Consider the following 26,170-nt stretch of genomic DNA (forward strand, 5'->3'; position numbering starts at 1 on the left):
AAGGAAAAAACATGAAAACCATTCTCATCATCCTTTGCATTCTTGCCATCCTTCTGTTGCTCGGCTGGTTGGGATTACAGGTCAAGCCCAGACCGTTTGAGCCATATCCGCAGGAAGCGACAGAGTTGAAAACCGTCCCATTGCCAGTGGGATTGCCCGCGCCCGTGGAGCGGTTCTACAAAACCGTCTATGGCGGTCAGGTTCCAGTCGTGGAAACAGCCGTCATTAAGGGAAGGGCCGTGATCAGTCCGTTCGGGGTCAAGTTCCCTGCGCGGTTCATCTTCGTTCACAACGCGGGGAAGGATTATCGTCACTACATCGAAGCGATGTGGTTCGGAATCCCATTCATGAAGGTCAACGAAAGTTACGTGGACAGTTACAGCCTGTTCGAGCTTCCGATCATTGGCACGCTGGAGGATGACCCAGCCACCAGTCAGGCCGCGAATCTCGCGGTCTGGGCGGAGGCGACGTGGTTCCCGTCCATTTGGGTGACCGATCCGCGCGTGAGATGGGAAGCGGTGGACGACCATACTGCCTTGATGTTTGTCCCGTACGGCGAGGTCGAGGAGAACTTCGTCATGCGCTTCAACCCCGACACGAACCTGCTCGACAGCATGGAAGCCATGCGTTACCGTGACAGCGGACCCGCCGCGAAGAAGGTCTTGTGGATCGCGAGAAGCGTTGAGGGAAAGAAGATCGAAGGGACTCAACTCGATGCCGTCGGTTCCGTCACATGGCTCGATCAGGGTATTCCGTGGGCGGTGTTCACGCTCGAGGAAGTGAAGTACAACGTGGATGTGTCGGAGTACATTCGGCAAAAGGGACCGTAGAAAATCCTGTTCAGATGGACAGCGTAAACTCCCCCGTCGCTGGGGGAGTTTGGCACTGTCCGAATGGACAGTTACACGTTCATCTTCCTGAACCGCCAGACCGCCAGTATAAAGAACCCGAGCGCATAAGCCAGCAAGATCAACGACGGCATCCGTGCCGAGTCCGAGCCGAGACCACGCATCAGGATATTTTGATAGCCCGTCATCGCCCAAGCAGACGGCATGACTTTGCCGATTGCGGCGAATGTGCCGCTGGCGACCTCCAGCGGGAACCATGTTCCGCCCAGTGCGGAGAAGATGAACATTGCCATGAGCGCAAACAAAATCACCTGCGAATCGTCCTTCACGACCGTGCCGATCAACAATCCCATTGCCGCAACCCACAGACTCAACGCCACGGAGACGAGCAGCGTGCCGAGCGGCGCGCGCATGTAATCCACGCCAAGGGCCAGCTGCCCGAACACCACCAGCAAGGTGATCTGGGCAAACACGATGCCGAACATCGCCAGGGTATGTCCCGCGACGATCTCCCACGGGCGCATTGTAGTGGACATTAGCCGTTGAAGCGTGCGCGTCTTGCGTTCCTGCACCAGAATCTGTCCCGAAGCCACAAGCCCCATGATGGCAAACTGCACCAAAATCCCAGGTGATGCCTGATTGTATGGATTGTCGCCGTACCAATTGCCGGGGAACGCGCCTTCCATCGCTACCTCCACCTTGACCAATGACGCGCTGTCCGCTTCAGACCAGGCTTGGGATGCCGAAGCAAATGACCCGTTAAGTTCCGAGGCGTCGTTCGGTTTACCGACTGCCTCCGCGCTCAACTGTGCGATCTCCACCGCGCTCATCAATTTCGTAACGGAGGTCCGCAGGATTTGATAAAGGGATTGTCCATTCGTGGAATTGGTGTCGGTGACGAGAGTCAATTGCGCGTCTTCCCCCGCCGCTACCTGCCTGCTGTACCCAACTGGCACGATCAACACTCCAGCCACTTCGCCCTTGCGCACCGACTCGTCCACCTCTTCAGGTGCGAGTTCCACCAGCCTGGCCGAATCGGAGTTTGAGAGCATATCGAACAGTCTTTGCGATATGAAACCATCGGATTCGTTGTTCACCCATCCCAGCGGGATGCGGTTGTCCTGAGTTGCATCATTTTCCATGCCGCTTTTATACGCGAAGCCCATGAAGAACGTGAAGGCAATCGGCATCGCAACGAGGAATAACAACGACCGCTTGTCGCGAAACACTTGTGAAAGGTCTTTGAGGGCAAGATCGAAAATTCTCATGTATTAGTCTCCTGGTCAGATAGTCTCATAGTCTATTAGTCAAGACCACATCCATTCATGGACTATGCGACTAACTGACTATCGAACTAACCGACTAAGTAAAGCGTCTCCTGAACATTGCGGCACCGATGGCGAACATCACAATGCCCATCGTCATCAACACGAGGAACGGTATGACCAACTCACTCGCAGGCTGACCTGCCAGCGAAAGTTTCCAGGCCTTGAGTACCCAGCCCTGCGGCGTGAAGTTGCCCATGAGGTCGAATGCGGCGATTTGGATATTGGTCGTGAAGAGACCGCTGATCATGCCCAGCGTGGTCAATGCGCCGCCGAAGACGAACCCCGCCTGTTTGCTGGATTTTACGAACGATACAAGCAGAACAGCCAAGCCCACCGAGGCGAACATCTGCCCCATGAAACTGAGTAGAAACGAACCCGTTTCGCCCCAGTGGATGTTGAAGAGGTAACGCCCCGCAGTCAGCAACACCGCGCCTTGGGCGATCACCGTAAATAACACCGCCAGAAACTTCCCCGCCAATATCGTCGTGCGGTTTGTCGGCGTGGTGAACAGACGTGCCAGTGTCCCTTCCTCGGATTCCTGCAAAATGGACATCATCGCGTACGCACCCGTGAAGAACGAGAAGAAGATCAACTGCCCCGACATGATCATCCCCATCATGCTTTGGACGTTGTTCCCCGCATCGTTCTTCTCCGCAGGAGACCTGACCACCAGGACGGCTGTCTCAGGCGAGTGGAACATCGCACGTTGGAAATCGGCATACCAACTGGAATATTGTTCAAAAAAGGTTGGGATGGTCGCAGGGTCGAGCACCTGTCCGTTGGCTTCGATGCGCTCGTTCAGCACCTTGAACGCCACCCCGCCACCCGCTACGCCATCCAACAACGAGGTGACCATATCCCTTGCCACTGTCGGGCCGATGGACAAGGTCGGGTCTTGCAGGATCGTGATGACCGTGTCTTTTTTTCCTATGAGATACTCTTCTGTAAATGTGGCAGGGATGATGACCGCCACGCCGATCTCCTGTGCATTCACGGCTGCCCTTGCAGTCGTTTCATTGGGATAATCGCTGGCACGAATCCACGACTGGACGCTCTTGTCGAAGAACATACTGCGGATGTTCTCACCTAGCGGCGCGTCCAGTGGAGAATCCGCGGGCAATACATCCATGTCCACCACGCCGACGCTGATATTCGGCATGCTCAAGTCTCCGCTGGCGATGCTGCCAAAGGAAAAATAGATTAGCGCGGTGATCAACAATGGTGCGGCAAAAGCCATCCCGATCAGGAACAGACTGCGCGTGGAACGGATGAGGTCTTTTAGGGCAATCTCAAAAATTTTCATATCGTATCTCCGTAGGGGCGGGGTTTTCCCACCCCTACCGTTAATCCCTCAACGCCCTGCCCGTGAGATGCAGGAACACCGCCTCAAGGTTCGGCTCCTGAATATCCACGGACGTGATGCGCACATCAGCTTTGGACGCGGCATCGAACAGACGCGGCAGGACGCGATTGGAGTCATCCACCAACACGGTGATCTTGCCATCCAGGTTGTCGGTTTGTGAGACGCCTTCGGTTGCCCTCCACGCCTCAAGGATCTTTGCGCCTTCGGCATTGATCGTAATGTCAATGCGCGTTTCCCTGCCGACCAACTTGATCAGCTCATCATGCGTGCCATACGCAATGATCCTGCCTTTGTCCATGATGGCGATGTGATCTGAGAGTTCAGCGGCCTCCTCCATGTAGTGCGTGGTGTACAGCACGGTCATGCCCTGCCGGTTGAGTTTTTTGACGTTATCGAGAATGTGACGGCGGCTCTGCGGATCAATACCCACCGTCGGCTCATCCATGATGATGACATCGGGCTTATGCAATAACGCCGCGCCAATGTTGACACGCCTCTTCATCCCGCCCGAAAACTTGTCGATGTGATCTTTTTGTCTGTCTACCAGCCCGATGATCTCCAGCACTTCATCCACGCGTTGTTTTAGCATCGCACCGCGCAAGCCGTACATCTTGCCCCAAAAAACCAGATTCTCGCGTGCCGAGAGATCAGGATAAAGCGCAATATCCTGTGGCACCACGCCGAGACTTCTCTTCGCGGCTTCGGGTTCTCGCGTGACCGAATGTCCCATGATGGACGCGTCGCCGCCAGTCGGCGCGAGCAAGCCTGAGAGCATCGAGATCGTGGTGGACTTCCCCGCCCCGTTCGGTCCGAGCAGGCTCAGCACTTCACCCGAGTCCGCTTTGAAAGACGCATCCTGCACGGCTTGCAGATCGCCGAATGACTTTTTGAGATTTTTGACTTCGATTGCAAATGACATGTTTTTTCTCCTCGCAAATATGGATCGCTTTATCACTTTACAACTATTAGGGTTCGGCTTCACCTGCCAATGGTCAGGGAAGTTACCCGTCCAAATGGATGGGTAACCAGATTTTCACCCAGTATACAAACTGCCCCACCCCTCCACAATTGCGCCTTTGGGAAAGCGGAGACTGTACCTTCGTACAATGTCCGTACGCCCGATGGCAGGGCAGGGAAACCTCATTTACAATGTAGGCATGCCCGTTAACGCAAGAACCAATCCCCTCACCAAAGTCGAGCAGGATTACCGCCTCTTTACCTGGTTCCTGACACTGGTTGTTTTCGTCATGTACATTCTGGCACTGACGGCGAATTCATCTTTGCGTCAACCGTTGCCCTTTCTTTTCACCACAACACTCGTGTTAATTCATATCTACCTGCACTGGCAGATCGAAAAGGTCATCACAACTCCAAAGATATTCCCCGCATACAGTCTCATTCAAGGCGGGCTTGCATTTGCCATCTGCTGGTTGGTTGGTATGGAAGCCATGCCGTTCACCCTCTTTATGGCACTTATTGGTGAATCGGTCGGAATGTTTGGGCTGACCCGCCGTGCCTTGCTGGCTTCCGTGTTCTTTCTTTCGTTGAACATGCTCAGCCTGAATCAGTTGGTCGGGCTTGCCACAGCAGGTTGGGCATTGCTTGGTGTTATTCCGATCCTGTTCCTGACCCTCGTTTACACCATCCTCTACAAACGTCAAGCCGAAGCGCGCGAACAGGCGCAAAATCTTGCAGATGAACTCGAATCCACCAACCGCCAGCTTGCCGAATATGCCGCGCAGGTCGAAGACCTTAGCATTGCCAACGAACGTCAGCGCATGGCGCGTGAACTGCACGATACCTTGTCGCAGGGGCTGGCAGGCCTCATCCTGCAACTCGAAGCCGCCGACGCGCACCTTGCCCATAACCGCAATGACAAGGCTCGCTCCATTGTCGGCAACGCGATGGAACAAGCCCGCCTCACCCTCGCCGATGCACGCTGCGCCATTGACGATCTCCGCCAGCCCGCATTGGATGATCTGGAAGCCGCCCTGCGCCTCGAGATTGACCGTTTCACGAATGCCACAGGCATTCCCGTCCGCTTTCACTCGGATCAAACCCCGCCGCTGCCTGATCCTGTCAAAGAGACTCTTATCCGCACCCTGGCAGAATCCCTCACCAACATCGCGCATCACGCTCAGGCGCGGAACGTGGAGGTCAATCTCAAGATGAAAGACAAAGGCTTCTCGCTCACGATACAGGATGACGGTCAAGGGTTTGACCCGTCTGCCATCCCGTCGGGTCACTATGGGATTCTGGGAATCAAGGAGCGTATCCGTTTGGTGAATGGAAGTTTCGAGATCCAGAGCGAAAAAGGCAAAGGCACGTTTTTGATAATTACAGTTCCACGATCCCCTTCGCGAAGCACCCCTGTGGGAGATGGCTAGGGTGAGGGCGAAATGATCAAACTCCTCATCGCCGACGACCACCTCATCATCCGCCAGGGACTCCGCCTAATCATCGAAACCGAAAATGATTTCGAGTTAATTGGCGAAGCATCCGACGGTAATGAGGCATTGAGTCTCTGCAAAAAACTCAAGCCTGATGTGGTTCTGATGGACCTGCGCATGCCCAACATGGACGGCTTGACCGCCATCGAACGACTGCGCCTCGAACAACCTGAGGTCGCCGTCGTCATTCTCACCACCTTTAATGAAGACGAACTCATGCTGCGCGGACTGCAGGCGGGCGCACGCGGTTATCTCCTCAAAGACACAGACCGTTCGACCTTGTTCGATACCATCCGTGCCGCAGCGCGCGGCGAGACATTGCTCAAGCCCGAGATCATGGCGCGTGTGCTTTCACACGCCAATGCGCCAAAAGCCGTGTCGAGCGAATCGGTTAACCTGACCGACCGTGAATTGGAAGTCCTTGCTGCGGTCGCGCGCGGCGAACGCAGCAAGGAGATCGCCGTCCAACTCGGTATTTCCGAGCGAACCGTCAAGGCGCATCTGGCAAATATTTATGAAAAGTTGGGGGTTGATTCACGCGCCGCCGCCATTGCCATTGCGGCGCAAAGAGGATTGTTTGGGAGGTAAGCAGGCATATTACAACCAGCGATCAATGTGTTCCAGGTTCAGAAGCCCTCCAGCCTTACCGAAAAGAAACTCGCCCTGAATTTATTTTTTGGGGGCGGGTTAGGTTTGAATGGGAATACATTATCAGTAGATCACGAAAGCACAAAACATGATTGATGTTGAATGACCTCAGTCGCACCCCAGAAGCGTTCAATGGCACGACTGAGCAGGAAAGCGACACGGCGCAAAGAAAGCCAGAAGCGATTGAAAGATTCTAACGGTGTTTTAAGCGCGGAGGCCAGATTCTGGCGCAAGGCAATGTACAGATTGAACAAGACAAAAGCCAAACCAACCAGCAGCAAGCGGATGACAGGATTACGGGTGGAAGTTCGAGCGCGCACCTGGTTCATTTGTCGGTAGCTCGACTCAATGCCGAAGCGTTGACGATAAAGTTCAAACACCTGGGCAGGCAAAATGCCAGAGGGCAATCCGGAGACGGCGTACGCAAACCACTTGCTCTTGTGTCGTCCATAGCGTCCTTTGGAATAGCGCTGGACGACCACCGCCTGCACTGTATATATGCCATATTTTGGGCTGTTAAAGGTGTAGGTGGTGACACGTGATTTACCTTGAAACAAAGTCCGCACACCGCCCGACTTGCCACGCACGGGAATGGGCGTTACGAAACTGACCTTGTGTTGGTCCAGAACCTTGAAAACCGGCTTGGAGCAGAAACCTTTGTCCAAAAACACCCGTCGAATGCGAAATTTGAGTGTTTTCAGGCGTTTCAGCAGCCAGCGGACGATGTCGGCCATATCCTCGCCATGTTCGATGAAGCGCAACGCCACAACGTAGCGCCGATGGTCCCGCACAATCGAAACCGTGGCGTAACCATGAAAATGGGTTGTCCCAGACTTGGGTGCACTGCGTACGATCTCCTTTCTGTCTTCATACGGCTGACCATGATATGGGATCAGGGTCAGGTCAATCGCCACATTGAAATCGCGTTTGCACTTCCATACACTGGGATGGAGTTGCCGATGAAAGATGCGGTTCAATCGGTTCTGCAAACCGGCTCGGTCTGGCAGCGACTGGGCTAATACTTCTCGCAGACGATTACCCGAAGGCGCATTCTGCAACTCCAGACAAGCCGATTCAATGCTCAAACGATGCACATTGGCGTATGCCAACACATACAGGATATCTTCGGCAGTGATCCGGGTGTTTCGCAATTCCAGCGGCAGGTTCTTGCGAACCACCGTCATGAAAGCATTCAGCACTTGCTCGGAATGAATTGTTCGGGTAATCTTGATTGTGGGCTTGGACATGGTTATGGGTTTCCTTGGTCGGAGCCAAGTTAACCACGTTCAAGCCTTTTCGTGAACTACTGATTATGGTTTCAGATCGGCGGAAGGTTGAACCCGGGCTTCTTCAAGAGTGATTTTTGAGGGCATTCTTGTGCAAAGTGCCAAAAAGATGATAACCAGTGTCGCTCTCCTATCACTGACCTGATTGCTTGAGCAATCCCTTTTTATCAACCCCTCCTGCAAAGCAAACTTAACCAGTGCGGCACGCGTACGCAATCCAAGCTTTTCCATACCACGAGCGCGATAGGTTTCCACAGTCTTGGCGCTCAGACTGAGTTGTGCTGCAATCTCTGCGCTGGTGTGACCAAATGCAACCATTTTTAGCACTTCCTGCTCACGTTCGCTCAAGCATCGCGTAAGCCCGTGGCTTTGGAGATGGACGTGCAATTGGCAAAGTTGGTTTCCATGACGCGCAGACCAACGATAAGAGAGGTCAAATTCTGGGATGTGGAGTCATGCAGTTCGCGCGCGACGCGGCGGCGTTCATCCTCCTGCGTGGCGATCACTTTTTCGAGCAGCTGGCGGCGCAGGATTTCGCGTTCCCCACGGGTGACTGAAAACCACCGCTATGCTCCCGTGCGATGCCGTACTCGTAATTGGCGGCGCGTTCATAATCATCCGCCGCATCGCGCCTGACGATCAACCCCTCCGCGACCGGCGTTTCCTTGTCGTTGACATAGGCATAGCCAAAATCGGTGGTACGCGCGCTGTACGGGCAGGCGTTCAGGCAGTAACGACAGCCGATACAGGGGTCATAGTCCATCACGGTCACCCCCTCCGCGTCGACATAGGTCGCATCCACCGGACAGACCGGCACACAGGGCGGTTCATCACATTGCATGCACGGGCGCGGGATGAACGTGCGTGTCACATGCGGGTACGTGCCGCGCTCCTGCTCGATGACCGGGCGATAGACCACACCCGGCGGAAGTTTGTTCTCCGCCACGCAGGCGATGGTGCAGGCATGACACCCCACACATGTTCGCAGGTCGATGACCATGCCCCAGCGGCGGTCTTCAGGCGCTTTTTGCAAGGCGCGCTGGAGATCTTCCTGCATTCGCATAAGAACGTCTTTCGGTTGCAGAGCCATAGAGAAGCCTCCCCGTAAAAGATTCGGATGGATTTCCGATAATGCCATTGATATTTTCCCCTTCAAGGCGTTTTTGGGACAGCGGGAAAACTCCGCATCTTTTGTCAGGATTGTCGGGGAAACCCCTACACAAAAACCGACGTTCTGCCCGTCATTTGATGACTTCCGTCATATTCGTTATTTTGAATGAGTGCTACAATATATTCAGGATAACGAATATGAAAAAGCCATCCATCCCCGAAATCTCCGAAAAAATCTCCATGCCGCTCACTGCCATCGCTTCACCGCAGCGCATTGCCATCCTGCTCGCCATTGGAAAAGGCGAAGCCTGCGTCTGCCACCTCGAAGCCGCGCTCGGTTGGCGGCAGGCGTATATTTCCCAGCATTTGATGGCATTACGCAAGGCGGATATTTTGCAGGATCGCCGCGAAGGGCGCTACGTCTACTACCGACTGAAAAACGCCTCTTATCTGGACCTGATCATTGACTCTGCGGCTCTAAGCGGACTCTCCTCCGAAACCGTTCACGCGATCATCAACACGCAAACCTACCCCTCGTGCGAGTGTCCGCATTGTGTACCTGTGCTAATTCCCGTCACAGCACTGAAACCGAAGACCACATGAACAATCTGCTCGACCTCCTCTCCAGCGGACTTGGCAACCTCGCTTCCTATCTCGCCGCCCACGTCCTGCTTTGCCTGCTGCCTGCTTTCTATATTGCGGGCGCAATGACCGCATTGATTCCAAAAGAAACGATCACGCGCTTTTTGGGACGCAACACGCCAAAATATATTTCCTACCCCGCCTCGGCGGTAGCGGGCTTCCTGCTTGCAGTTTGCTCCTGCACAGTCATCCCGCTCTTTGCAGGGATCTACAAAAAAGGCGCAGGGCTCGGACCTGCCATCACCTTCCTGTTTGTCGCACCTGCTGTCAACGTGCTGGCACTGGTGTACACGGGCGGCATCCTCGGCATGGATCTTGCCATCGCACGCCTCATCCTCTCGCTGGCGTTCGGGATCGGGATCGGCATCATCATGGCACTCCTCTTCCAACGCGCAGACGCCGAACATGACGCCGCAACCGACGCCATGTTCGCGGGTAAAGCCGCGATGCGCCGCGCGGGCATCATCTTTTTGCTGGTGTTGGTCTTTTTACTCGTGGCTGGCACCTTCCAATTTGGCTTCCTTACGCAAACCTACGCCGAACTTACCCTGCCCATCCGCGGCATGGACACATTCCAGAATTATCTCGCCGGTCTCATTCCCTTCGATGCCAGCAGAGGCGAAGACGGCGTTACTGCGCAGGGAGCGTTCCTCATCGGCATGTTGGTTCTGATCGGGCTGGCTTCGTGGAGAGGCATCGAAAACATCTTCGACGGCTTCAACGCCTGGACGTGGATTTCCACAGCACTGGTCGGCTTGACATTGCTCATCGCGGCACTCAGCCTGACTCCACACGCAAGCGGATTGACCCTCGGTTTTACAGGCAAGTTCTTCGGCGTCCTGCTTTCCACGCTTGTGTTAGGCTGGCTGTTGAAAACCAAACTGACCGAAGACGAGACGCGCGAATTCCTCTGGGAATCATGGAAGTTCGTCAAGCAGATCTTCCCGCTTTTAGTCTTTGGTGTTTTTGCTGTGGGCATCATCCGCGAGTTGATCGAACCCGAATGGATCCAATCACTGGCGGGGCAAAACACCCTGCTTGGCAATTTCATCGGTGTGGTCTTTGGCGTGTTCATGTACTTCCCAACGCTGGTCGAAGTGCCGATTGCACAGATGTTCCTCTCACTCGGTATGCATCGTGGACCCCTGCTCGCCTATCTCATTTCCGACCCCGAACTTAGTTTGCAAAGCATTCTCATTACCGCCACGATCATTGGTCGCTTCAAGGCTTGGGTCTACGTGGGTTGGGTGGCACTCTTCAGCACGCTGGCGGGGCTTATCTATGGCGCATGGGTGGACGGCGCGGGCATCAGTCTGGTCTCACTGTATTTGCTAATTTTTATCTGCCTGCTTTCAGGAGCGTTATGGCTGGTCAACCGCCGCAACGCTCATCATCTGGCAACAGCACACTAAAAGGAGTTTCACATGCTTACCATCAAAGTTCTCGGTTCGGGATGCGCCAACTGCAAACGCGTCGAACAGATCGCGCGGAAAGTCGTCGCGGAGTTGGGCATCGAAGCGGATGTCATCAAGGTGACCGACTACAACGACATCATGACCTACAACGTTCTCTCCACCCCGGGCTTGGTCATCAACGAAAAACTTGTTTCCACGGGCCGCATCCCCGCCCCCGCCGAAGTGACCACCTGGGTCGCTGACGCATTACAAACTGCATAACGAATCAACAAAAATATTCGTCTCCGTGTGTCGGCAATCGTAATCTTCTTCCTTTGTGGAGCAAATCCGTTATGACGAAATTCCACTATGCCCGTGTGAACGAAAACAATGAAGTTGTGCTTCCTGCCCGTGTGGCGGAAGAATTGGGGATTGTTCCCGGCGATGAACTGCGGGTCGAGCCGAATGGACATGGCATTTATGTTCACTCGCCTGTCAACGCGCTCAAGCGGGTGTATGTGGAAGCGACCAATAAATGCAATTTGAATTGCAGTACCTGTATGCGCAATGTGTGGGATGTGAAGTTTGGCTACATGGCAGGGGAAACTTTCGGGCGTATTCTGGCAAATCTTCAAGACTTGCCGAACAAACCCGAGTTGTTTTTTTGCGGATATGGCGAGCCGCTTTCTCATCCGCACATCCTTGACATGATCCAGCGTGCCAGGGAACTTGGGCATCGTGTTTCCTTGATCACCAACGGCATTCCACTGACGGAACGGGTCGCAAACAGGCTGATCGAACTGAAACTCGATATGTTGTGGGTTTCAATGGATGGCGCTTCGCCTGAATGTTACATGGACGTACGCCTTGGCGATGCCCTTCCGCGCATCATCGACAATTTGAAATACCTGCAGGTGAAAAAATATCGGACGTTCGGCGCATCCAACTGGGCGGGCCATCCAAAACTCGGCATCGCTTTTGTGGCGATGAAGCGCAACATCCACGATCTAAATGAAGTAATTCGACTGGGCAGCAGGCTGGGCGCGGTGGAATTTTCGATCAGCAATGTGCTGGCGCATGACCACACCTTGCTTGATGAAAATTTATACATGCACTCCCTCGATATGGTGGTGGGACAGGAGATCAGACCGTTGGTGCATATGCCTCTTATGGACATCCGTCCTGACACTGTGGATGTGCTGGCAAATATGCTTAAGAATATGAACCGTCTGGAGTTGACAGGCAGTCTCTTAAACCAGAATACGGATCAATGCCCGTTTGTGGAACGCGGCAGCGTTGCCATTCGATGGGACGGCATGGTCAGTCCATGTTTGCCATTGCTGTACACACATACCCAGTTTCTGGACGATAGAGAACGCACATCACGGGAGTATTTTGCTGGAAACATCCACGAAAAGAATCTGTTGGAGATTTGGAAAGACGAGAATTACCTGGCATTAAGGAAGCGACTTCAGGATTTCGATTTTGCTCCCTGCGCGTTTTGCAATAGTTGCGAGATGGCAAACGAAAATATGGAGGATTGCTTTGGTAACGTCCAGCCGACGTGTGGAGGATGCTTGTGGGCGCGCGGGTTGATCCGCTGCCCGTAGTTTGATTGCAGAATAAGCCGAGAGTTGGGGAAAATCAGTCCATGAGCGCAATAGAAATGAGAGGAAGTCATGCTCATTGAAAAATATGATGTCGAAGTCTTCACGCCACCCTGTGAGCCGGGAGCAGAACGGTACGCGGCGCGGGCGCGATTGACCGTTGACATTTCAGAAATCCTGCCGTACCTCAACGCGACTTTGCGCGGCGCGGTCTATCATCCCGCCGCCCAGGCGCTGACCTGGAAAAAGGGTGGGCACAACATCGCCTTCCATGCCTACGAAGTGGCGACCTCCAATGTGGATGACCGCGAGGGTGCGGAGAATGAACTAAAAGGGCTGATCGAACTGGTCAACCGTACCTGGGAGCGCCGCGACGAGATCACTCCCGACACCACCACGCACCAGCGTCCCATGCCGATGGCGATTTATAAACTCTTGCCGAACACCAACTGCAAACAATGCTGTGAGCCGACCTGTTACTCGTTCGCGTTGAAACTGGCGGTCTCGCAGAAAAAACTTGCCGACTGCCCGCCGCTCGCCGAACCGCAATACGCGGAGCAACTGACCGCGTTGCAGGAGATCGTCATCGAAGCTCCTGCGATTGGGTAAGGAGGCTGATATGAAAAAAGCATTGACTGTTGTTCTGGAAGACAAGGACATCATCGAGTTGATGCGCATCCTGATGGATAGCGACGCCAAAGGCGCTCTGGAATTCCTGCGCGAGCATTTCAAGGGCAAGGCGCACGACCTGCTCGAGGGCGGTTGAAAGGTGATGACCGAAGCGCCTGGTACAGGCGCATTGAAAGTAAGCGGAAGCTTGTTCAGGAAGTGATGGGAACAGTTTGCCTGTCTGCTGTATCAAGGCGACCTTGGAAGCAATGTTATGACAATTACAAAGGTCATCCATGTTATGTGACATCATTCATTGACCGATGGCATGAGCGGCAATATAATTCAATTTATGTTGAACTATTTATCAAATAAAACCAAACCTGCCCCCGTCAATCTTGAATTGTTGGCAGAACGCCTCAAGGTACTTGCCGAGCCGAAGCGCCTGCTCATCTTCAATCTGTTAATGGAAGGTATGCAGTGCAATTGTGAACTTGGCAGCGCGCTGAACATGCCGCCTAACCTTATCTCGCATCACTTAAGTAAGTTACGCGCTGTCAGTCTGGTGGATGTGGAACGTGATGCGGTGGATTCACGCTGGGTGTACTACTCGGTCAACCGCGCCGCATTGGATGAATTGAACACCGCTTTTGGCGCGTTCTTTGATCCCAAACGCATCCAGCCGCGCCAACCCAATTGCGGTCCGCAAATCATAAGCGTGAATTCATCGAAAAATACTTCGAAAAAGGAAATCGTATGAAGCGTAAAGTCTTATTTTTATGTACGGGAAATTCCTGCCGCTCGCAGATGGCGGAGGCGATTGTCAATGCGCGGATGGGGGGCGAGTGGCAGGCAGTCAGCGCGGGCACGAAGCCTGCGGGCTACATTCACCCCAAGGCGTTGGAAACTCTGTCAGAAATCGGCATCCAACACGAAGGTCGCTCGAAACTGGCGGATGAATTTCAGGGAACTGATTTCGATCTGGTCGTCACCGTCTGCGATTCAGCGGCGGAGGAATGCCCTGTCTGGCTGGGAGTTGGCAAACGGGTACAGCATGGTTTCTTTGACCCCGCCCAGACCGATGATATGGAAGATTTTCGACGTGTTCGCGACGAGATCGCGCAGGTCATCCCGCATATTTTGGAGCAGGCTGTTAATTGACTTGCTCTGTTTGAATACCACAACAAGTATCTGGAGGCAACATGGCACAAACCAGCACGATCAAAAAACTTTCTTTTCTCGACCGCTATCTGACACTTTGGATATTCGTCGCGATGGGGATTGGTGTGGGAATCGGTTTCCTCTTTCCCGCAGGTGTGGCGAATTTCAATGAGGCGGTCTCTGTTGGGACGACCAATATTCCGATTGCGATCGGCTTGATCCTGATGATGTACCCGCCGCTGGCGAAGGTGCATTACGAGGAACTCGGCGACGTCTTCCGCAACTGGAAAATTCTCGGTCTCTCGCTGGTGCAAAACTGGATCATCGGTCCCGTGCTGATGTTCGGGCTGGCAGTTGTCTTTCTGCGTGATTATCCCGAATATTTTACAGGCTTGATCCTGATCGGTTTGGCACGCTGTATCGCGATGGTCATTGTGTGGAACGAGCTGGCACACGGCGATAATGAATATGCGGCCGGGCTGGTGGCATTCAACAGTGTCTTTCAGGTCTTGTTCTACAGTGTGTATGCCTATGTCTTCATCACCGTCCTGCCGACCTGGTTTGGACTGACGGGCTCCGTCGTCCAGATCACCATCGGGCAGATCGCGGAGAGCGTGTTCATTTATTTGGGGATACCGTTCATCGCTGGCTTCCTGACGCGCTTCATCCTGATCCGAGTCAAGAGCAAGGAGTGGTACTCGAAGGTCTTCATCCCCAAGATCAGCCCGTTGACCCTGATCGCGCTGCTGTTCACCATCGTGGTCATGTTCTCGCTCAAGGGTGACCTGATCGTGCAACTGCCGCTGGACGTGGTGCGCATCGCCATCCCGCTGTTGATCTATTTTGTGGTCATGTTCCTGGTCAGTTTTACAATGGGCAAAGCCATCGGCGCGGATTATTCCAAGACGACTACCCTCTCATTCACTGCCGCCAGCAACAACTTCGAACTGGCGATCGCCGTGGCGGTGGGAGTCTTCGGGCTGCGTTCGGGGGCGGCATTCGCGGCGGTGATCGGTCCGCTGGTGGAGGTGCCGGTCATGATTGGCTTGGTCAATGTGGCGTTCTGGCTGCAAAAGAAATGGTTCAAGGGTGAAGTCTCATCCGCGCCAGAGATGCTTGCTGCGGCGCAAGAGGCGTGTCCGCCGGATGAGGTGTTGGTGAAGTAAGACAAATCAAAATCGGCAGAGACATTCTCTGCCGATTTTGATTTTTGCTTAGTTCCAGCCGTTTTATTGCAGGATGGCTCAGAATTTTGAATATTTTTTGTCGCTACATTTTTTGCGAAACTTATTACTATATACAATCATTCATCAATTTCTCCATCATCCTGAGTATGAGGAGTTATTATCACCCATCATTGACTTCGGACGGTACTGCAACGCCTCCGCCAGATGCGCGGACTGGATCTCTTCACTCTCTGACAAGTCTGCGATCGTACGCGCCAGTTTGAGGATGCGGTGATAGGCTCGTGCCGACAAATTGAGTTGACTCATCACCGCCCGCATCAGGCTCTGACCTTCGGGCTGGAGTTGGCAAAATTGCCTTACCTCGCCGATGCGCATGTCGGCGTTGCATACGATATTCGATGACTCGATATTCGAGTTTCGAATACTCGAATATCGTTGTGTTTGAACATCCCTTGCTCCTTGAACGCGCTTGCGAATGAACTTGCTTGATTCCCCCAGCCGATCCTCACCGAGTTTTTCGTAATCGACTCTCGGAACTTCGATCTGGATGTCCATAGGATCCAGGATGTGTCCCGAGATGCGTTTCTGATGGTTGGTAACGACAGCGCCGCACACCCACAGGCTTTTTGTGGATCGTTTCGTCACCACCTGTGCAGAGGTGAACAAAAAATCCGCTACGTTTTTCGGGTTATTTAAATCAAATAGTATTGGGGCTGCTCGATTAATCACAACAAACTGGAGTATACTGATTTTAGTAGACTATATCGCCTACGGTTGGAAGTCTCATTTCTGCCAGGTGCGTTTCGAATCCTTGTGTAGTAACATTCCGCGGCGCTTCTTATTTCCACTCGCATGCGCGAGATGATCCTCCCATACCCAATTACATTGTTAATACCGGCCATGATGAAGTTGCTTAAGGGTATCGAACTTTAAGCCGCTTCGATTTGGCAGAATGACTACATCGAAAGGATGCCCCATGTTCGATACGATTCTCGTCCCATTGGACGGTTCTCAACTGGCAGAATGTGTTCTATCTCATACGGTTGCCGTTGCCCGTTCTTTTGGTGCGGAGGTGACCCTGCTCCGCATGTTGGAAAAAAACCAGGCTGGCACCTCCTCGCAATTGTTTGATTTGGTGAACTGGCAGATCAATAAAACAAGAGCAGCAGTTTATCTCGAAAAAATTCGGACGCGATTTCAAGGCGCACAGATTCAAGCGCGGACCACCGTCATGGAGGGGTTGATTGTGGAAGGAATTACGGAATTCGCCAAAAATCAAGGGGTGAAGTTAATCATTCTGAGCAGTCATGGGCGCCATGGTTTGACTCAGTGGGGTATTAGCAGCATTACCCAAAAAATCATCCTGAGCGCCCAGACATCCTTGCTCATTATTCGGGCACACCAATCTGGAGCCCATGCTGGTGAATTTTTGGAAACTCAAGTGTGCCAGCGCATTCTGGTTCCAATGGATGGCTCCCAGCGGGCGGAAAATGTTTTGCCCATCATCACACAATTGGCAAATTTTCATACGTCTCAGATCCATCTTGTACAAGTGATACAAACACCGGAAATGGCGCGCCAAATGCCTCCGGCACGTGAAGACATCGATTTGTCCAACCAGATTGTAGCGCGGAACCTGAAGGAAGCCGGACGTTATCTCGAACAGTTGAAGTCTCGTTCATATCTGGAAGGTATTTCCGTTCAAACCCATCTTCTTACGAGCAATCATGCCGCAGTTGTACTACATCAACTGGTGGAACAGGAACAGATCGATATGGTCGTGCTGAGTGCTCATGGCTATTCCGGGAATCACCAATGGCCGTACGGCAGCCTGGTGAATAACTTCATTCTATATGGCAAAGCTCCGCTTCTGATCGTACAGGATCTGCCTGCCAGGCAGGACCTAGCGTCCCCTGAACCGCCATCCAACGAACGCGCAGAGCGTTAATCATGCAAACTGCTCCGCAGGCTATTTTGTCCGAAACGACCAACTCAGACACCGACATCCGACGAAGGGAGTTTGCGCACCAGCTGGCAAAAACGTACGGCGTGATTCAAGTTTCTGCACGGGATATAGTCGAAACAACCCCCCGCCAAAAACCCGACCTGTTGGGCTATCTAAAAAGTTGGGATCTGGCGTTGCGCAATGCCAATACCCTTTTCAAATCCGTTCCAGCAAAGGATCTGCCGGTTTCCCGTGCAGGCGAATGGATGCTGGATAATTTTTACATTATTAAACAAAACTTGCGGCTGATTGAAGAGGCTCTGCCTGCCAGTTTCCTCGATCAATTGCCCAGGTTAAACGGGACAGCGCTTCAAGGACATTCACGCGTTTTCGCGCTCGCTCGCGCATTAATTGGATATAGCCAGAGTCAGCTTGACTTGACCCAGGTCGCCGTTTTTGTGTTGGACTATCAACAAGTCGCACCCCTGACCATTGGTGAACTTTGGGCGCTGCCGATCATGCTGCGGATTGGAATCCTGGAGCAACTCGTCTATGCTGCCTCCGAGTTGACCGGCATGGAAGCCCCCCCAACGCCGGGGGAAATATCAGGCCAGTTTAATTCGCCGACAATGGCGAACGACACCATCGTAGCCAACTGTTTTCTCAGCCTGCGCATGCTTGCCGCCACGGATTGGAAAGACATCTTTGAACAGACCAGCCAGGTGGAACAAATTTTACGAGATGACCCTGCGAAGATTTATGCGAATATGGATTTTGACACCCGCAACAATTATCGCAGTGTGATCGAAGACCTGGCCCGTCACTCACATTGTAGTGAAGAACAGACCGCGCGTGCGGCAATTGAATTTGCTCGCGGCGCGGAGGACAAAACAGCGCTGCGCCAAAAGCACGTTGGTTTTTATCTGTTGGGGACCGGGCGGGTGACGCTTGAAAACAGAATCAATTACCAGCCTGGTTTAAGCGCGCGTGTACGGAATACGCTGCTCTCATTTCCCACCGTCACTTATTTGGGGAGCATTGCCATCCTTTCTGTGCTCTTCGTTGTAGGATTGCTACTGTACGCCTTTCTTTCAGGCGGCTCAGCTGTGCAGCTGATGGTCGTTGGCCTGCTTGGGTTTGGATTGGCATTGGAAGCGGCAGTCACACTCGTGCATTGGACTGTGACGCATCGTATCAAACCCCAAAGCCTGCCTCGTATGGATTTTTCAGAAGGCATTGCTTCGGGTAACCGTACCATGGTGGTCGTTCCAACTTTATTGGAAAGTGTTGGCGAACTCAATCACCTATTGCAGGAGTTGGAGCTTTATTGTCTTTCCAACCCTGACCCGCTGCTGACCTATGCCTTGCTGACCGATTTCGGGGATGCTCCTGCGGAGAATATGCCGCAGGATGAGCAACTGCTTGCTCAGGCGAGTCTGGGTATTGAAAACCTGAATAAAAAATATGCACAAGCTGTGCCGTTTTATTTGTTTCATCGTCAGCGCCAGTGGAATCCGTCTGAAGGGGTTTGGATGGGATGGGAACGCAAACGCGGCAAACTTGCGGACTTCAACCGCCTGCTCCTCAATCTGGGTGGAACAGCGTATACGACTCGGGTTGGAGATGCGAGTATTCTGCCTGACATCAAATATGTGATTACTCTCGATGCGGATACGTCCCTGCCGCAGGGCAGCGCCCATCGGCTGATTGCTACGCTGGCGCATCCGCTTAACCATGCCGAGTTTTCCGCAGACGGACGCTCGGTGGTTGCAGGCTATACCGTACTGCAGCCGCGTGTGGCCATCAAGCCGACCAGTGCGAACCGCTCCCTTTTTTCACAAATCTTTGCAGGGAACTCCGGGTTTGACTTGTACTCCTTTGCTGTTTCAGATGTCTATCAGGATCTATTTGGGGAAGGCAGTTATGTTGGCAAAGGGATTTATGACGTTGCGGCTTTTGAGCGAAGTTTGGCAGGTCAGGTGCGGCAGAATACCCTGCTCAGCCATGATCTGTTCGAAGGGATCTATGGACGCGCAGCGCTGGTCACGGATATCACCTTATATGAAGAATACCCGTGGCGCTATATGGTATTTGCCCGTCGTTTGCGCCGCTGGATTCGTGGTGACTGGCAGTTACTCCCCTGGTTGTCCCCCATTGTGCATGTCGAAAAAGGAATGGCCCTCAACCGGCTATCCCCTATTAATGCCTGGAAAGTTTTCGACAATTTGCGGCGCAGCCTCCTGCCGCCTACGTTGCTTGCGTTCTTTGCCGCAGGCTGGCTCTTCCTGGCAGGCTCGTCGCTGATCTGGACGGTGTTGGTTCTGTTGCCTTCCGCTTTGCCCATTGCTGCGCAAACCATTCAGGATGGCCGGCATGCCATCAGCAGCCGGCTGCCGCTCAAACAACTCCTCAAGTCCATTCAACTCCCGCTCGCGCGCTGGGGCCTTGCCGTTCTTTTTCTGCCGTATGAGGCACTGCTGATGCTGGGTGCCATTCGCACCACATTGACCCGCCTGCTGATCGCGCGCAAAAATCTGTTGCAATGGACAACCGCCGCAAATGCTGCGCGTGCGTTTGGATCGAACGCGTTTTACGAAACCTTGAGCGAGATGGCAGTATCCTTGGTTTTCACCATGCTGTTGGGGATCGCTATTTTCATTCTTAACCCGCCAGCGTTATGGGTGGCACTGCCCTTGCTGGTTGCATGGCTTATCGCACCACAGATCGCTTATCTGATCAGCCAGCCCCTGAAACATACCACCACGCCGCTTTCAGAGACCCAACGCAAACAAGTTCTCCGTTTGGCGAGACGCACTTGGGCATTCTTTGAGCAGTTCGCCGGCCCCAATGACCACTGGCTACCTCCTGATCATTTTCAAGAGTCGCCGCGCGGCAGTGTGGCACACTACACCACACCCACCAATATTGGACTCTTTTTAGTATCCACGTTGTCAGCCTATGATCTGGGTTATATGGGTCTGCTTGAATTGGAGGTCCGTTTACGCTCGACTTTTGAGAACATGGCTAAGCTCGAACATTACCGCGGCCATCTCTTGAACTGGTACGATACACAAACAATGACTGCCCTCCCGCCGCGCTATATTTCCACAGTCGATAGCGGCAATCTGGCTGCCTGTTTGATGACACTTAAACAGGGTTGTCTTGCGCTGAGAGATGAGCCGGTGTTGGGTGATAAGCAATGGCAGGGGCTGCTGGCCATCATGGATATTCTGGCGGAAATTTTGCAGGCACTGGAAAAGAACAATCCACATGCATCCATAGAATCTTTTGAAATTGAGCTGACCAGCATCTACGACCGTGTCAGCGGCGTTCAGAACCAGCCTGCAGCGTGGACAAAGACTCTCGCCTGGCTCTCCAGAGAAGGCTGGTCAGGAGTCTCGCTTCGCTTGATGGAACTGCTCAAGAGTCATCCGAATCTCAAGGCTGAATCCCTGACCGAACTCCAGCTCTATCTTGACCTGATGCAGCATCACCTGCAGGATATGCGGCGCAGCCTGGATTTGTTCGCGCCCTGGCTCAGCCGCCTGGATGCGCCGCCCGAGTCTTTCATGAAAATACCGGCATGGCAGAATTTTCGTGACAATCTGCCCGTTGAACTTCCCGCATTAAAAGAATCAGGCGTTGTCTATGAGCGCATCCAAACAGAATTGGATCACTTCAAAGCGCAGGTACAGGATGATGCGGAGCGTGAATGGTGCCAAAAGTTGACTGATGATCTGTCAACAGCGCACATGAGAGCAACGCCGCTCTTGATCGGATTTCAACGTCTGGCAGAGCAGGCAAATGCTGCTGTGACCGGAATGGATTTTCGTTTCCTGTTCGACCAGCGTCGACAGGTATTTCACATCGGATACAATGCCGCCACCGAACGGCTTGACCCAAGCTATTATGACCTGCTGGCATCTGAAGCACGGACTGCCAGCCTGATCGCGATCGCCAAGGGCGATGCGCCGCAAAGCCACTGGCAGCATCTTGGCCGGCCGGTGACAAAAGTGAATGGCAAGCAGGTACTGCTCTCGTGGAGCGGCACCATGTTCGAATATCTCATGCCGACCTTGTTCACCAGAAACTATGACGGAACATTTATCTCGGATAGCTGTTATGCCGCACTGGAAGCGCAGATCAAGTATGGGCGTGAGCAGCAAGTTCCCTGGGGCATCTCGGAATCGGGGTATTACGCCTTCGATCTTAATTTGAATTATCAGTATCGAGCTTTTGGCGTGCCTGATCTTGGTTATAAACGCGAACCGAATAACGATCTGGTGATCACGCCGTATGCATCGTTGCTGGGACTTTCATTACAGCCGCAGGCAGTCTTGAAGAACATGGCAGACCTGGAGCAACTTGACATGCTCGGGCGTTTTGGCTTTTATGAAGCGCTTGATTACACGGAAGCACGTCTGCCGGAAAAGTACGGCGATGATGGATCGGTTGACAAGAAATCCGCCATTGTGAAATCCTATATGGCGCACCATCAGGGCATGATCCTGATGGCGGTATGCAACTACCTGTTGGATGATGTGATGATAAAGCGTTTCCATGCGGATGAATATATCCAGAGCGTGGAGCTTTTGCTTCAGGAAAAGATCCCGCAGAACCCGCCGATCGAATATCCTCACCCTGATGAACCTATGGACGTGCCCGAGGGGATTCGCCCCGTCAGCAGTGAGCCGTGGCGCGTGCCGATCGACAGTCCCATTCCACAGGTGCATGTACTTTCACAAGGCGACACCAGCCTGCTCATCACCAACGCCGGCGGTGGCTTCAGTCAGTGGCGCGAGTTTGCGTTGACGCGCTGGCATGCCGATACCACCCTTGACCAGTGGGGCACGTGGATCTATGTGCAGGACCGCGAGAGCGGAGCGCTTTGGTCTGCCACCTGTCAGCCCATTGGATGTGCGCCTGAACACCTTGATGTTTTGTTTTCTCCGCACAAGGTTGAGTTTCAGCGTGCAGATAACGGGATTTCCCTGCGCACCGGCGTCACCATCAGTGCCGATGGGGTTGAGATCCGGCGGGTAAATATCTTAAATGACAGTGATCAGCCGCGCAAGCTGAAACTGACCAGTTATGGCGAAGTGGTCCTGGCTGCCCAGGCTGCGGATCGGCGCCACCCGGCCTTCAATAAACTATTTATCGAGAGTGAATATCTTCCAAAACAGAATGCGCTGGTCTTTGAGCGCCGCCCGCGTTCAGCGGATGAAACACCGGTTGTGCTGGTTCATGCAATGATCATCGAATCTGTTCGTACAGTGACCGCTGAATACGAAACGGACCGCGCAAAATTCATCGGCAGGTCACAGACCATGCACAAGCCTCAGAGGCTGCAAAAAGGAAACCGCCACCTCTCTGGCACCAGCGGCGGGACGCTTGACCCGATCCTCTCGCTGGCGCAGAACATTGATTTGAAGCCGCATGCGAAAACCAGGGTCACGTTCCTGACCGTGGCGGCATCCACGCGTGCGGACGCATTGGAAAAACTGTCTCATTATCAAACTGGACAATCCATCCATCGCGCCTTCGAGGATGCCCGCGCTCGCAGCGAAAGAGAACTGCTCGAACTCGGGCTGAATGCTTATGCTGTTGAAAATATCCAGCGCCTGTACTCCGCCCTGATCTATCCGAGCGGGCGATTACGCGCCGCGCCGCATATCCTTGCTCAAAATGAAAAGGGACAATCCGGCTTATGGGCTTTCGGCATCTCGGGTGACTTTCCGATTTTGATGGTGCGTGTTCGCGATGATGCATCCCCTCTTTTGCATGAAGCCCTGCAGGCCTTCATGTATTGGCGCAGTCATCATGTCACGGTCAACCTGATTATCCTGAACGATCAGGATACTGGCTATGCCCTCGACCTGCACAATGCCATCCAACGTCAGATCCGCCGCATGGGCGCGGAGGCTTCGTTGAATCAGCGTGATGGGATTTTTGTGCAGCGTACCGACCAGCTTCAACCAGCCGATGAGATTTTATTTGAAACCGCGGCGGGTGTTATTTTGGATGAAAGTGGCGGGACGCTTGCCGAACACGCATTGCGATTAATGATTCCATCCACCCGATTGCCGCAGTTCACCGCTTCCCTCTCCCCGTTGCTTGATCCGGAACCGACAGCCTTGCTTACGCTGCCAACGGACCTGCAAATGGACAACGGCCTCGGCGGATTCAGCCGCGATGGCAGGGAATACGTTATCCATCTTAAACCGGGAGAGCGCACGCCCCACCCGTGGGTGAATGTGATCGCCAATCCGCAGTTTGGTTTTCTGGTTTCCGAATCGGGTTCAGGCTGCACGTGGGCGGTGAACAGCGGCGAGAATCGATTAACTCCCTGGCGGAACGACCCGGTGACGGATATGCCCGGCGAAGCGGTTTACATACGTGATGAAGAAACTGGCCTGGTCTGGTCGCCCACGCCGATGCCTGCCGGCGCGGATACTGCGCATGTGATTCGTCATGGTGCGGGATATTCGACTTTTGAGAGTCAGAGTCACGGCTTGAATCAGAATCTTCGCATGTTCGCATCGCCCGATGCCCCGCTCAAGATCGTGAAAATACGTTTGCAAAATCTATGGAAGCGGCCGCGCCGAATCACCGTCACCTATTATACGGAATGGGTGCTCGGCACAACACGTGATACCAACCAGGCCCACATCATGCCGGAGTTCGACTCCGATAAAAATGCATTACTCGCCAGCAATCATTTCAACAGCGAGTTCGGCGAACGCGTGGCGTTTTTGGCATCCAATAAAAAACCGCATAACATAACCACGGATCGCACGGAATTTTTAGGGCGCATGGGAAGTCTGCGCGCTCCCGCCGCTCTTGGGCGCATCGGATTGGAAAGCTCCGTCCATGCTGGTGTCGATCCATGCGCCGTTATCCAACTGCATGTTGACCTTGCGCCTGGCGGGACAGAGGAGGTCTTCTTCCTGATTGGGGAGGGAAAAGACCGGGCTGAGAGTCTGTCACTGATCGGACAGATCCAGGCAGGGGCGCAGGTTGAAGCGATTTGGCAGGCTGTCCAGGGGCATTGGGATGACATCCTAAGCACCATCACGGTGGAAACTCCTGACGCTGGAATGAATCTGATCCTCAATCGCTGGATGTTGTATCAGACTCTGGCTTGCCGTTTATGGGGACGTAGCGGGTTGTATCAATCCAGCGGAGCATTCGGGTTCCGCGACCAGCTTCAGGATGTGATGGCGCTTTTGCATTCACGGCCTGATATTGCGCGCGCGCAAATTTTGGAAGCGGCACGGCATCAATTCGAAGAGGGCGATGTGCTGCACTGGTGGAACCCGCCCGCCGGACGAGGGGTGCGCACGCGTTTTTCGGATGACCTGCTGTGGCTGCCGTATGTGGTTGCCGAGTATGTTTCCGCAACCGGTGACGAATCCATTTTGAGCGAGGGCATCCCGTTCCTGAAAGGCGAAGTGCTCGAGCCTGGTGAAATGGAACGCTACGCCCAGTTTGAAACAGCAGACAAGGATTTTCCGCTGTACGAACACTGCCGCCGCGCAATTGAAAAAGGAAACACATCTGGCGCACATGGCCTGCCATTAATGGGCGGCGGTGACTGGAACGACGGCATGAACCGCGTCGGGTTGGATGGACGCGGCGAGAGCATCTGGCTGGGCTGGTTCCTGCATGCCACACTCAAGCGCTTTGCTTCATTGGCTGTGTTTACCAAAAACGATCCTGCGCCATATGTAGAACAAGCTGATAAATTATCCCAGGCGCTCGAAGCTCAGGCATGGGATGGCGAGTGGTATCTGCGCGCCTTTTATGATGACGGCTCGCGGCTGGGCTCGCAAAAAAATAGTGAATGTCAGATCGATTCGATCGCACAATCATGGGCGGTCTTATCGGGCGCAGGGGATTCGGCACGCGCGTTACAGGCAATGGACTCTGTTAATAGCAAACTGGTTAAGCGGTCCGAGCGGTTGATCCTGTTGTTCACTCCTCCCTTCAACAAATCGGCGCGTGACCCCGGTTACATCAAAGGGTATTTACCGGGTGTGCGGGAAAACGGCGGACAGTACACCCACGCAGCCATTTGGACGGCCTGGGCCTTTGCCAACCTTGGGCAGGGAGATCGCGCCATGGAGTTGTTCCGCATGTTGAACCCTGTCAGCCATGCGGATACGCCTGAGAAAGTTATCCGCTATAAAGTGGAACCGTATGTGATCGCCGCAGACATCTACAGTGTCAGCCCGCATATCGGCCGCGGCGGCTGGACGTGGTACACCGGCTCATCCGGCTGGATGTATCGTCTGGGAATCGAAGCTATTCTGGGAATCACCAGAGTGGGGAATGCGCTTAACATCAACCCGTGCATCCCCCGTGATTGGCACGGATTTAAAGCGGAATATCGTTTTGGGACGACGCATTACAGAATCAGTGTGGAGAACCCGTCTAACGTCAATCGGGGAATCCAAGAGGTCAGCTTGGATGGAATTTTGCTGCCCGACAGCCTGATTCCGCTGGCGGAGGATGGTCATCTGCATAAAGTGCGGGTTGTGATGGGATGAAAAAAAATAACGAAATTGCCCTTGAATCCGCACAGTAAAATGA

At 53.5% G+C, this 26,170-nt stretch carries 22 protein-coding genes; 14 read left to right on the forward strand and 8 right to left on the reverse strand.

All coding sequences use genetic code 11. From position 1 onward, the window contains the following. Window positions 1-11 precede the first annotated feature (11 nt). Complete coding sequence (locus QY332_05640) at window positions 12-830, forward strand: hypothetical protein (GenBank protein ID WKZ37411.1); 819 nt, start codon at window positions 12-14, stop codon at window positions 828-830. Window positions 831-901: 71 nt separating this feature from the next. On the opposite strand, the gene QY332_05645 is transcribed toward QY332_05640, so the two are convergent. The 3 genes from QY332_05645 to QY332_05655 form a co-directional block, all read right to left on the reverse strand. Beyond that, window positions 902-2,116, reverse strand: coding sequence for an ABC transporter permease (locus tag QY332_05645; GenBank protein WKZ37412.1), 1,215 nt, complete (start codon window positions 2,114-2,116; stop codon window positions 902-904). A 94-nt stretch (window positions 2,117-2,210) separates the two neighbouring features. Then, window positions 2,211-3,479, reverse strand: coding sequence for an ABC transporter permease (locus QY332_05650; GenBank protein WKZ37413.1), 1,269 nt, complete (start codon window positions 3,477-3,479; stop codon window positions 2,211-2,213). A gap of 40 nt (window positions 3,480-3,519) precedes the next feature. Further along, entirely contained in the window at window positions 3,520-4,458 is a 939-nt protein-coding gene (locus tag QY332_05655) for an ABC transporter ATP-binding protein (protein ID WKZ37414.1), read from the reverse strand. A gap of 238 nt (window positions 4,459-4,696) precedes the next feature. Here QY332_05655 and QY332_05660 point away from each other — a divergent pair, with 238 nt between their 5' ends. Together QY332_05660 and QY332_05665 are read left to right on the forward strand one after the other, a co-directional pair. Next, window positions 4,697-5,926, forward strand: coding sequence for a sensor histidine kinase (locus QY332_05660; GenBank protein WKZ37415.1), 1,230 nt, complete (start codon window positions 4,697-4,699; stop codon window positions 5,924-5,926). Between the two features lie 12 nt (window positions 5,927-5,938). Next, window positions 5,939-6,577, forward strand: a complete 639-nt coding sequence (locus tag QY332_05665; GenBank protein WKZ37416.1) for a response regulator transcription factor — start codon at window positions 5,939-5,941, stop codon at window positions 6,575-6,577. A gap of 131 nt (window positions 6,578-6,708) precedes the next feature. On the opposite strand, the gene QY332_05670 is transcribed toward QY332_05665, so the two are convergent. From QY332_05670 to QY332_05685, 4 genes are all read right to left on the reverse strand, one after another. After that, complete coding sequence (locus QY332_05670; protein ID WKZ37417.1) at window positions 6,709-7,884, reverse strand: transposase; 1,176 nt, start codon at window positions 7,882-7,884, stop codon at window positions 6,709-6,711. Between the two features lie 63 nt (window positions 7,885-7,947). After that, entirely contained in the window at window positions 7,948-8,271 is a 324-nt protein-coding gene (locus QY332_05675; protein WKZ37418.1) for a LuxR C-terminal-related transcriptional regulator, read from the reverse strand. Beyond that, entirely contained in the window at window positions 8,268-8,429 is a 162-nt protein-coding gene (locus QY332_05680) for a histidine kinase (GenBank protein WKZ37419.1), read from the reverse strand. Before QY332_05680 ends, QY332_05675 begins: the two co-directional genes overlap by 4 nt. Further along, window positions 8,426-9,013, reverse strand: coding sequence for a 4Fe-4S dicluster domain-containing protein (locus QY332_05685; protein ID WKZ37420.1), 588 nt, complete (start codon window positions 9,011-9,013; stop codon window positions 8,426-8,428). The genes QY332_05680 and QY332_05685 overlap by 4 nt, the downstream gene beginning before the upstream one ends. Before the next feature lie 218 nt (window positions 9,014-9,231). On the opposite strand from QY332_05685, the gene QY332_05690 reads away from it, so the two are divergent. The 9 genes from QY332_05690 (at window position 9,232) to arsB (ending at window position 15,612) form a co-directional block, all read left to right on the forward strand. Continuing rightward, on the forward strand, window positions 9,232-9,636 hold the full coding sequence (locus QY332_05690) for a metalloregulator ArsR/SmtB family transcription factor (protein ID WKZ37421.1): 405 nt from the start codon (window positions 9,232-9,234) through the stop codon (window positions 9,634-9,636). After that, window positions 9,633-11,087, forward strand: coding sequence for a permease (locus QY332_05695; GenBank protein WKZ37422.1), 1,455 nt, complete (start codon window positions 9,633-9,635; stop codon window positions 11,085-11,087). Before QY332_05690 ends, QY332_05695 begins: the two co-directional genes overlap by 4 nt. Window positions 11,088-11,099: 12 nt before the next feature. Further along, on the forward strand, window positions 11,100-11,351 hold the full coding sequence (locus QY332_05700; GenBank protein ID WKZ37423.1) for a thioredoxin family protein: 252 nt from the start codon (window positions 11,100-11,102) through the stop codon (window positions 11,349-11,351). 71 nt (window positions 11,352-11,422) lie between these two features. Next, window positions 11,423-12,679 (forward strand): SPASM domain-containing protein, encoded by a 1,257-nt coding sequence (locus QY332_05705; protein WKZ37424.1) that lies wholly within the window; start codon window positions 11,423-11,425, stop codon window positions 12,677-12,679. A 69-nt stretch (window positions 12,680-12,748) separates the two neighbouring features. Further along, entirely contained in the window at window positions 12,749-13,285 is a 537-nt protein-coding gene (locus QY332_05710) for a (Fe-S)-binding protein (protein ID WKZ37425.1), read from the forward strand. A 10-nt stretch (window positions 13,286-13,295) separates the two neighbouring features. Next, window positions 13,296-13,442, forward strand: coding sequence for a hypothetical protein (locus tag QY332_05715; GenBank protein ID WKZ37426.1), 147 nt, complete (start codon window positions 13,296-13,298; stop codon window positions 13,440-13,442). Between the two features lie 171 nt (window positions 13,443-13,613). After that, window positions 13,614-14,045 carry a metalloregulator ArsR/SmtB family transcription factor gene (locus QY332_05720; protein WKZ37427.1) on the forward strand — a complete coding sequence of 144 codons (432 nt, stop codon included), beginning with the start codon at window positions 13,614-13,616 and terminating at the stop codon, window positions 14,043-14,045. Then, window positions 14,042-14,446 (forward strand): arsenate reductase ArsC, encoded by a 405-nt coding sequence (locus QY332_05725; GenBank protein WKZ37428.1) that lies wholly within the window; start codon window positions 14,042-14,044, stop codon window positions 14,444-14,446. The genes QY332_05720 and QY332_05725 overlap by 4 nt, the downstream gene beginning before the upstream one ends. A gap of 41 nt (window positions 14,447-14,487) precedes the next feature. Beyond that, the gene (gene arsB, locus QY332_05730; protein ID WKZ37429.1) at window positions 14,488-15,612 is read left to right on the forward strand and encodes an ACR3 family arsenite efflux transporter; all 1,125 of its coding nucleotides are present in this window, start codon (window positions 14,488-14,490) and stop codon (window positions 15,610-15,612) included. 156 nt (window positions 15,613-15,768) lie between these two features. Here arsB and QY332_05735 read toward each other — a convergent pair whose 3' ends face one another. Beyond that, the gene (locus QY332_05735) at window positions 15,769-16,299 is read right to left on the reverse strand and encodes a hypothetical protein (GenBank protein ID WKZ37430.1); all 531 of its coding nucleotides are present in this window, start codon (window positions 16,297-16,299) and stop codon (window positions 15,769-15,771) included. 310 nt (window positions 16,300-16,609) lie between these two features. On the opposite strand from QY332_05735, the gene QY332_05740 reads away from it, so the two are divergent. Further along, window positions 16,610-17,581 carry a universal stress protein gene (locus QY332_05740; GenBank protein ID WKZ37431.1) on the forward strand — a complete coding sequence of 324 codons (972 nt, stop codon included), beginning with the start codon at window positions 16,610-16,612 and terminating at the stop codon, window positions 17,579-17,581. Between the two features lie 2 nt (window positions 17,582-17,583). Beyond that, on the forward strand, window positions 17,584-26,127 hold the full coding sequence (locus QY332_05745; GenBank protein WKZ37432.1) for a glucoamylase family protein: 8,544 nt from the start codon (window positions 17,584-17,586) through the stop codon (window positions 26,125-26,127). The last annotated feature ends 43 nt before the right edge of the window (window positions 26,128-26,170 follow it).

The sequence above is a fragment of the Anaerolineales bacterium genome (genome assembly GCA_030583885.1).
Lineage (GTDB): Bacteria > Chloroflexota > Anaerolineae > Anaerolineales > Villigracilaceae > Villigracilis.

Bases quoted from the DNA above. Each gene is read 5' to 3' on its own strand.
- QY332_05640 (WKZ37411.1), top strand. From the start codon at position 12: ATGAAAACCATTCTCATCATCCTTTGCATTCTTGCCATCCTTCTGTTG.
- QY332_05645 (WKZ37412.1), bottom strand. From the start codon at position 2,116: ATGAGAATTTTCGATCTTGCCCTCAAAGACCTTTCACAAGTGTTTCGC.
- QY332_05650 (WKZ37413.1), bottom strand. From the start codon at position 3,479: ATGAAAATTTTTGAGATTGCCCTAAAAGACCTCATCCGTTCCACGCGC.
- QY332_05655 (WKZ37414.1), bottom strand. From the start codon at position 4,458: ATGTCATTTGCAATCGAAGTCAAAAATCTCAAAAAGTCATTCGGCGAT.
- QY332_05660 (WKZ37415.1), top strand. From the start codon at position 4,697: ATGCCCGTTAACGCAAGAACCAATCCCCTCACCAAAGTCGAGCAGGAT.
- QY332_05665 (WKZ37416.1), top strand. From the start codon at position 5,939: ATGATCAAACTCCTCATCGCCGACGACCACCTCATCATCCGCCAGGGA.
- QY332_05670 (WKZ37417.1), bottom strand. From the start codon at position 7,884: ATGTCCAAGCCCACAATCAAGATTACCCGAACAATTCATTCCGAGCAA.
- QY332_05685 (WKZ37420.1), bottom strand. From the start codon at position 9,013: ATGGCTCTGCAACCGAAAGACGTTCTTATGCGAATGCAGGAAGATCTC.
- QY332_05690 (WKZ37421.1), top strand. From the start codon at position 9,232: ATGAAAAAGCCATCCATCCCCGAAATCTCCGAAAAAATCTCCATGCCG.
- QY332_05695 (WKZ37422.1), top strand. From the start codon at position 9,633: ATGAACAATCTGCTCGACCTCCTCTCCAGCGGACTTGGCAACCTCGCT.
- QY332_05700 (WKZ37423.1), top strand. From the start codon at position 11,100: ATGCTTACCATCAAAGTTCTCGGTTCGGGATGCGCCAACTGCAAACGC.
- QY332_05705 (WKZ37424.1), top strand. From the start codon at position 11,423: ATGACGAAATTCCACTATGCCCGTGTGAACGAAAACAATGAAGTTGTG.
- QY332_05710 (WKZ37425.1), top strand. From the start codon at position 12,749: ATGCTCATTGAAAAATATGATGTCGAAGTCTTCACGCCACCCTGTGAG.
- QY332_05715 (WKZ37426.1), top strand. From the start codon at position 13,296: ATGAAAAAAGCATTGACTGTTGTTCTGGAAGACAAGGACATCATCGAG.
- QY332_05720 (WKZ37427.1), top strand. From the start codon at position 13,614: ATGAGCGGCAATATAATTCAATTTATGTTGAACTATTTATCAAATAAA.
- QY332_05725 (WKZ37428.1), top strand. From the start codon at position 14,042: ATGAAGCGTAAAGTCTTATTTTTATGTACGGGAAATTCCTGCCGCTCG.
- arsB (WKZ37429.1), top strand. From the start codon at position 14,488: ATGGCACAAACCAGCACGATCAAAAAACTTTCTTTTCTCGACCGCTAT.
- QY332_05740 (WKZ37431.1), top strand. From the start codon at position 16,610: ATGTTCGATACGATTCTCGTCCCATTGGACGGTTCTCAACTGGCAGAA.
- QY332_05745 (WKZ37432.1), top strand. From the start codon at position 17,584: ATGCAAACTGCTCCGCAGGCTATTTTGTCCGAAACGACCAACTCAGAC.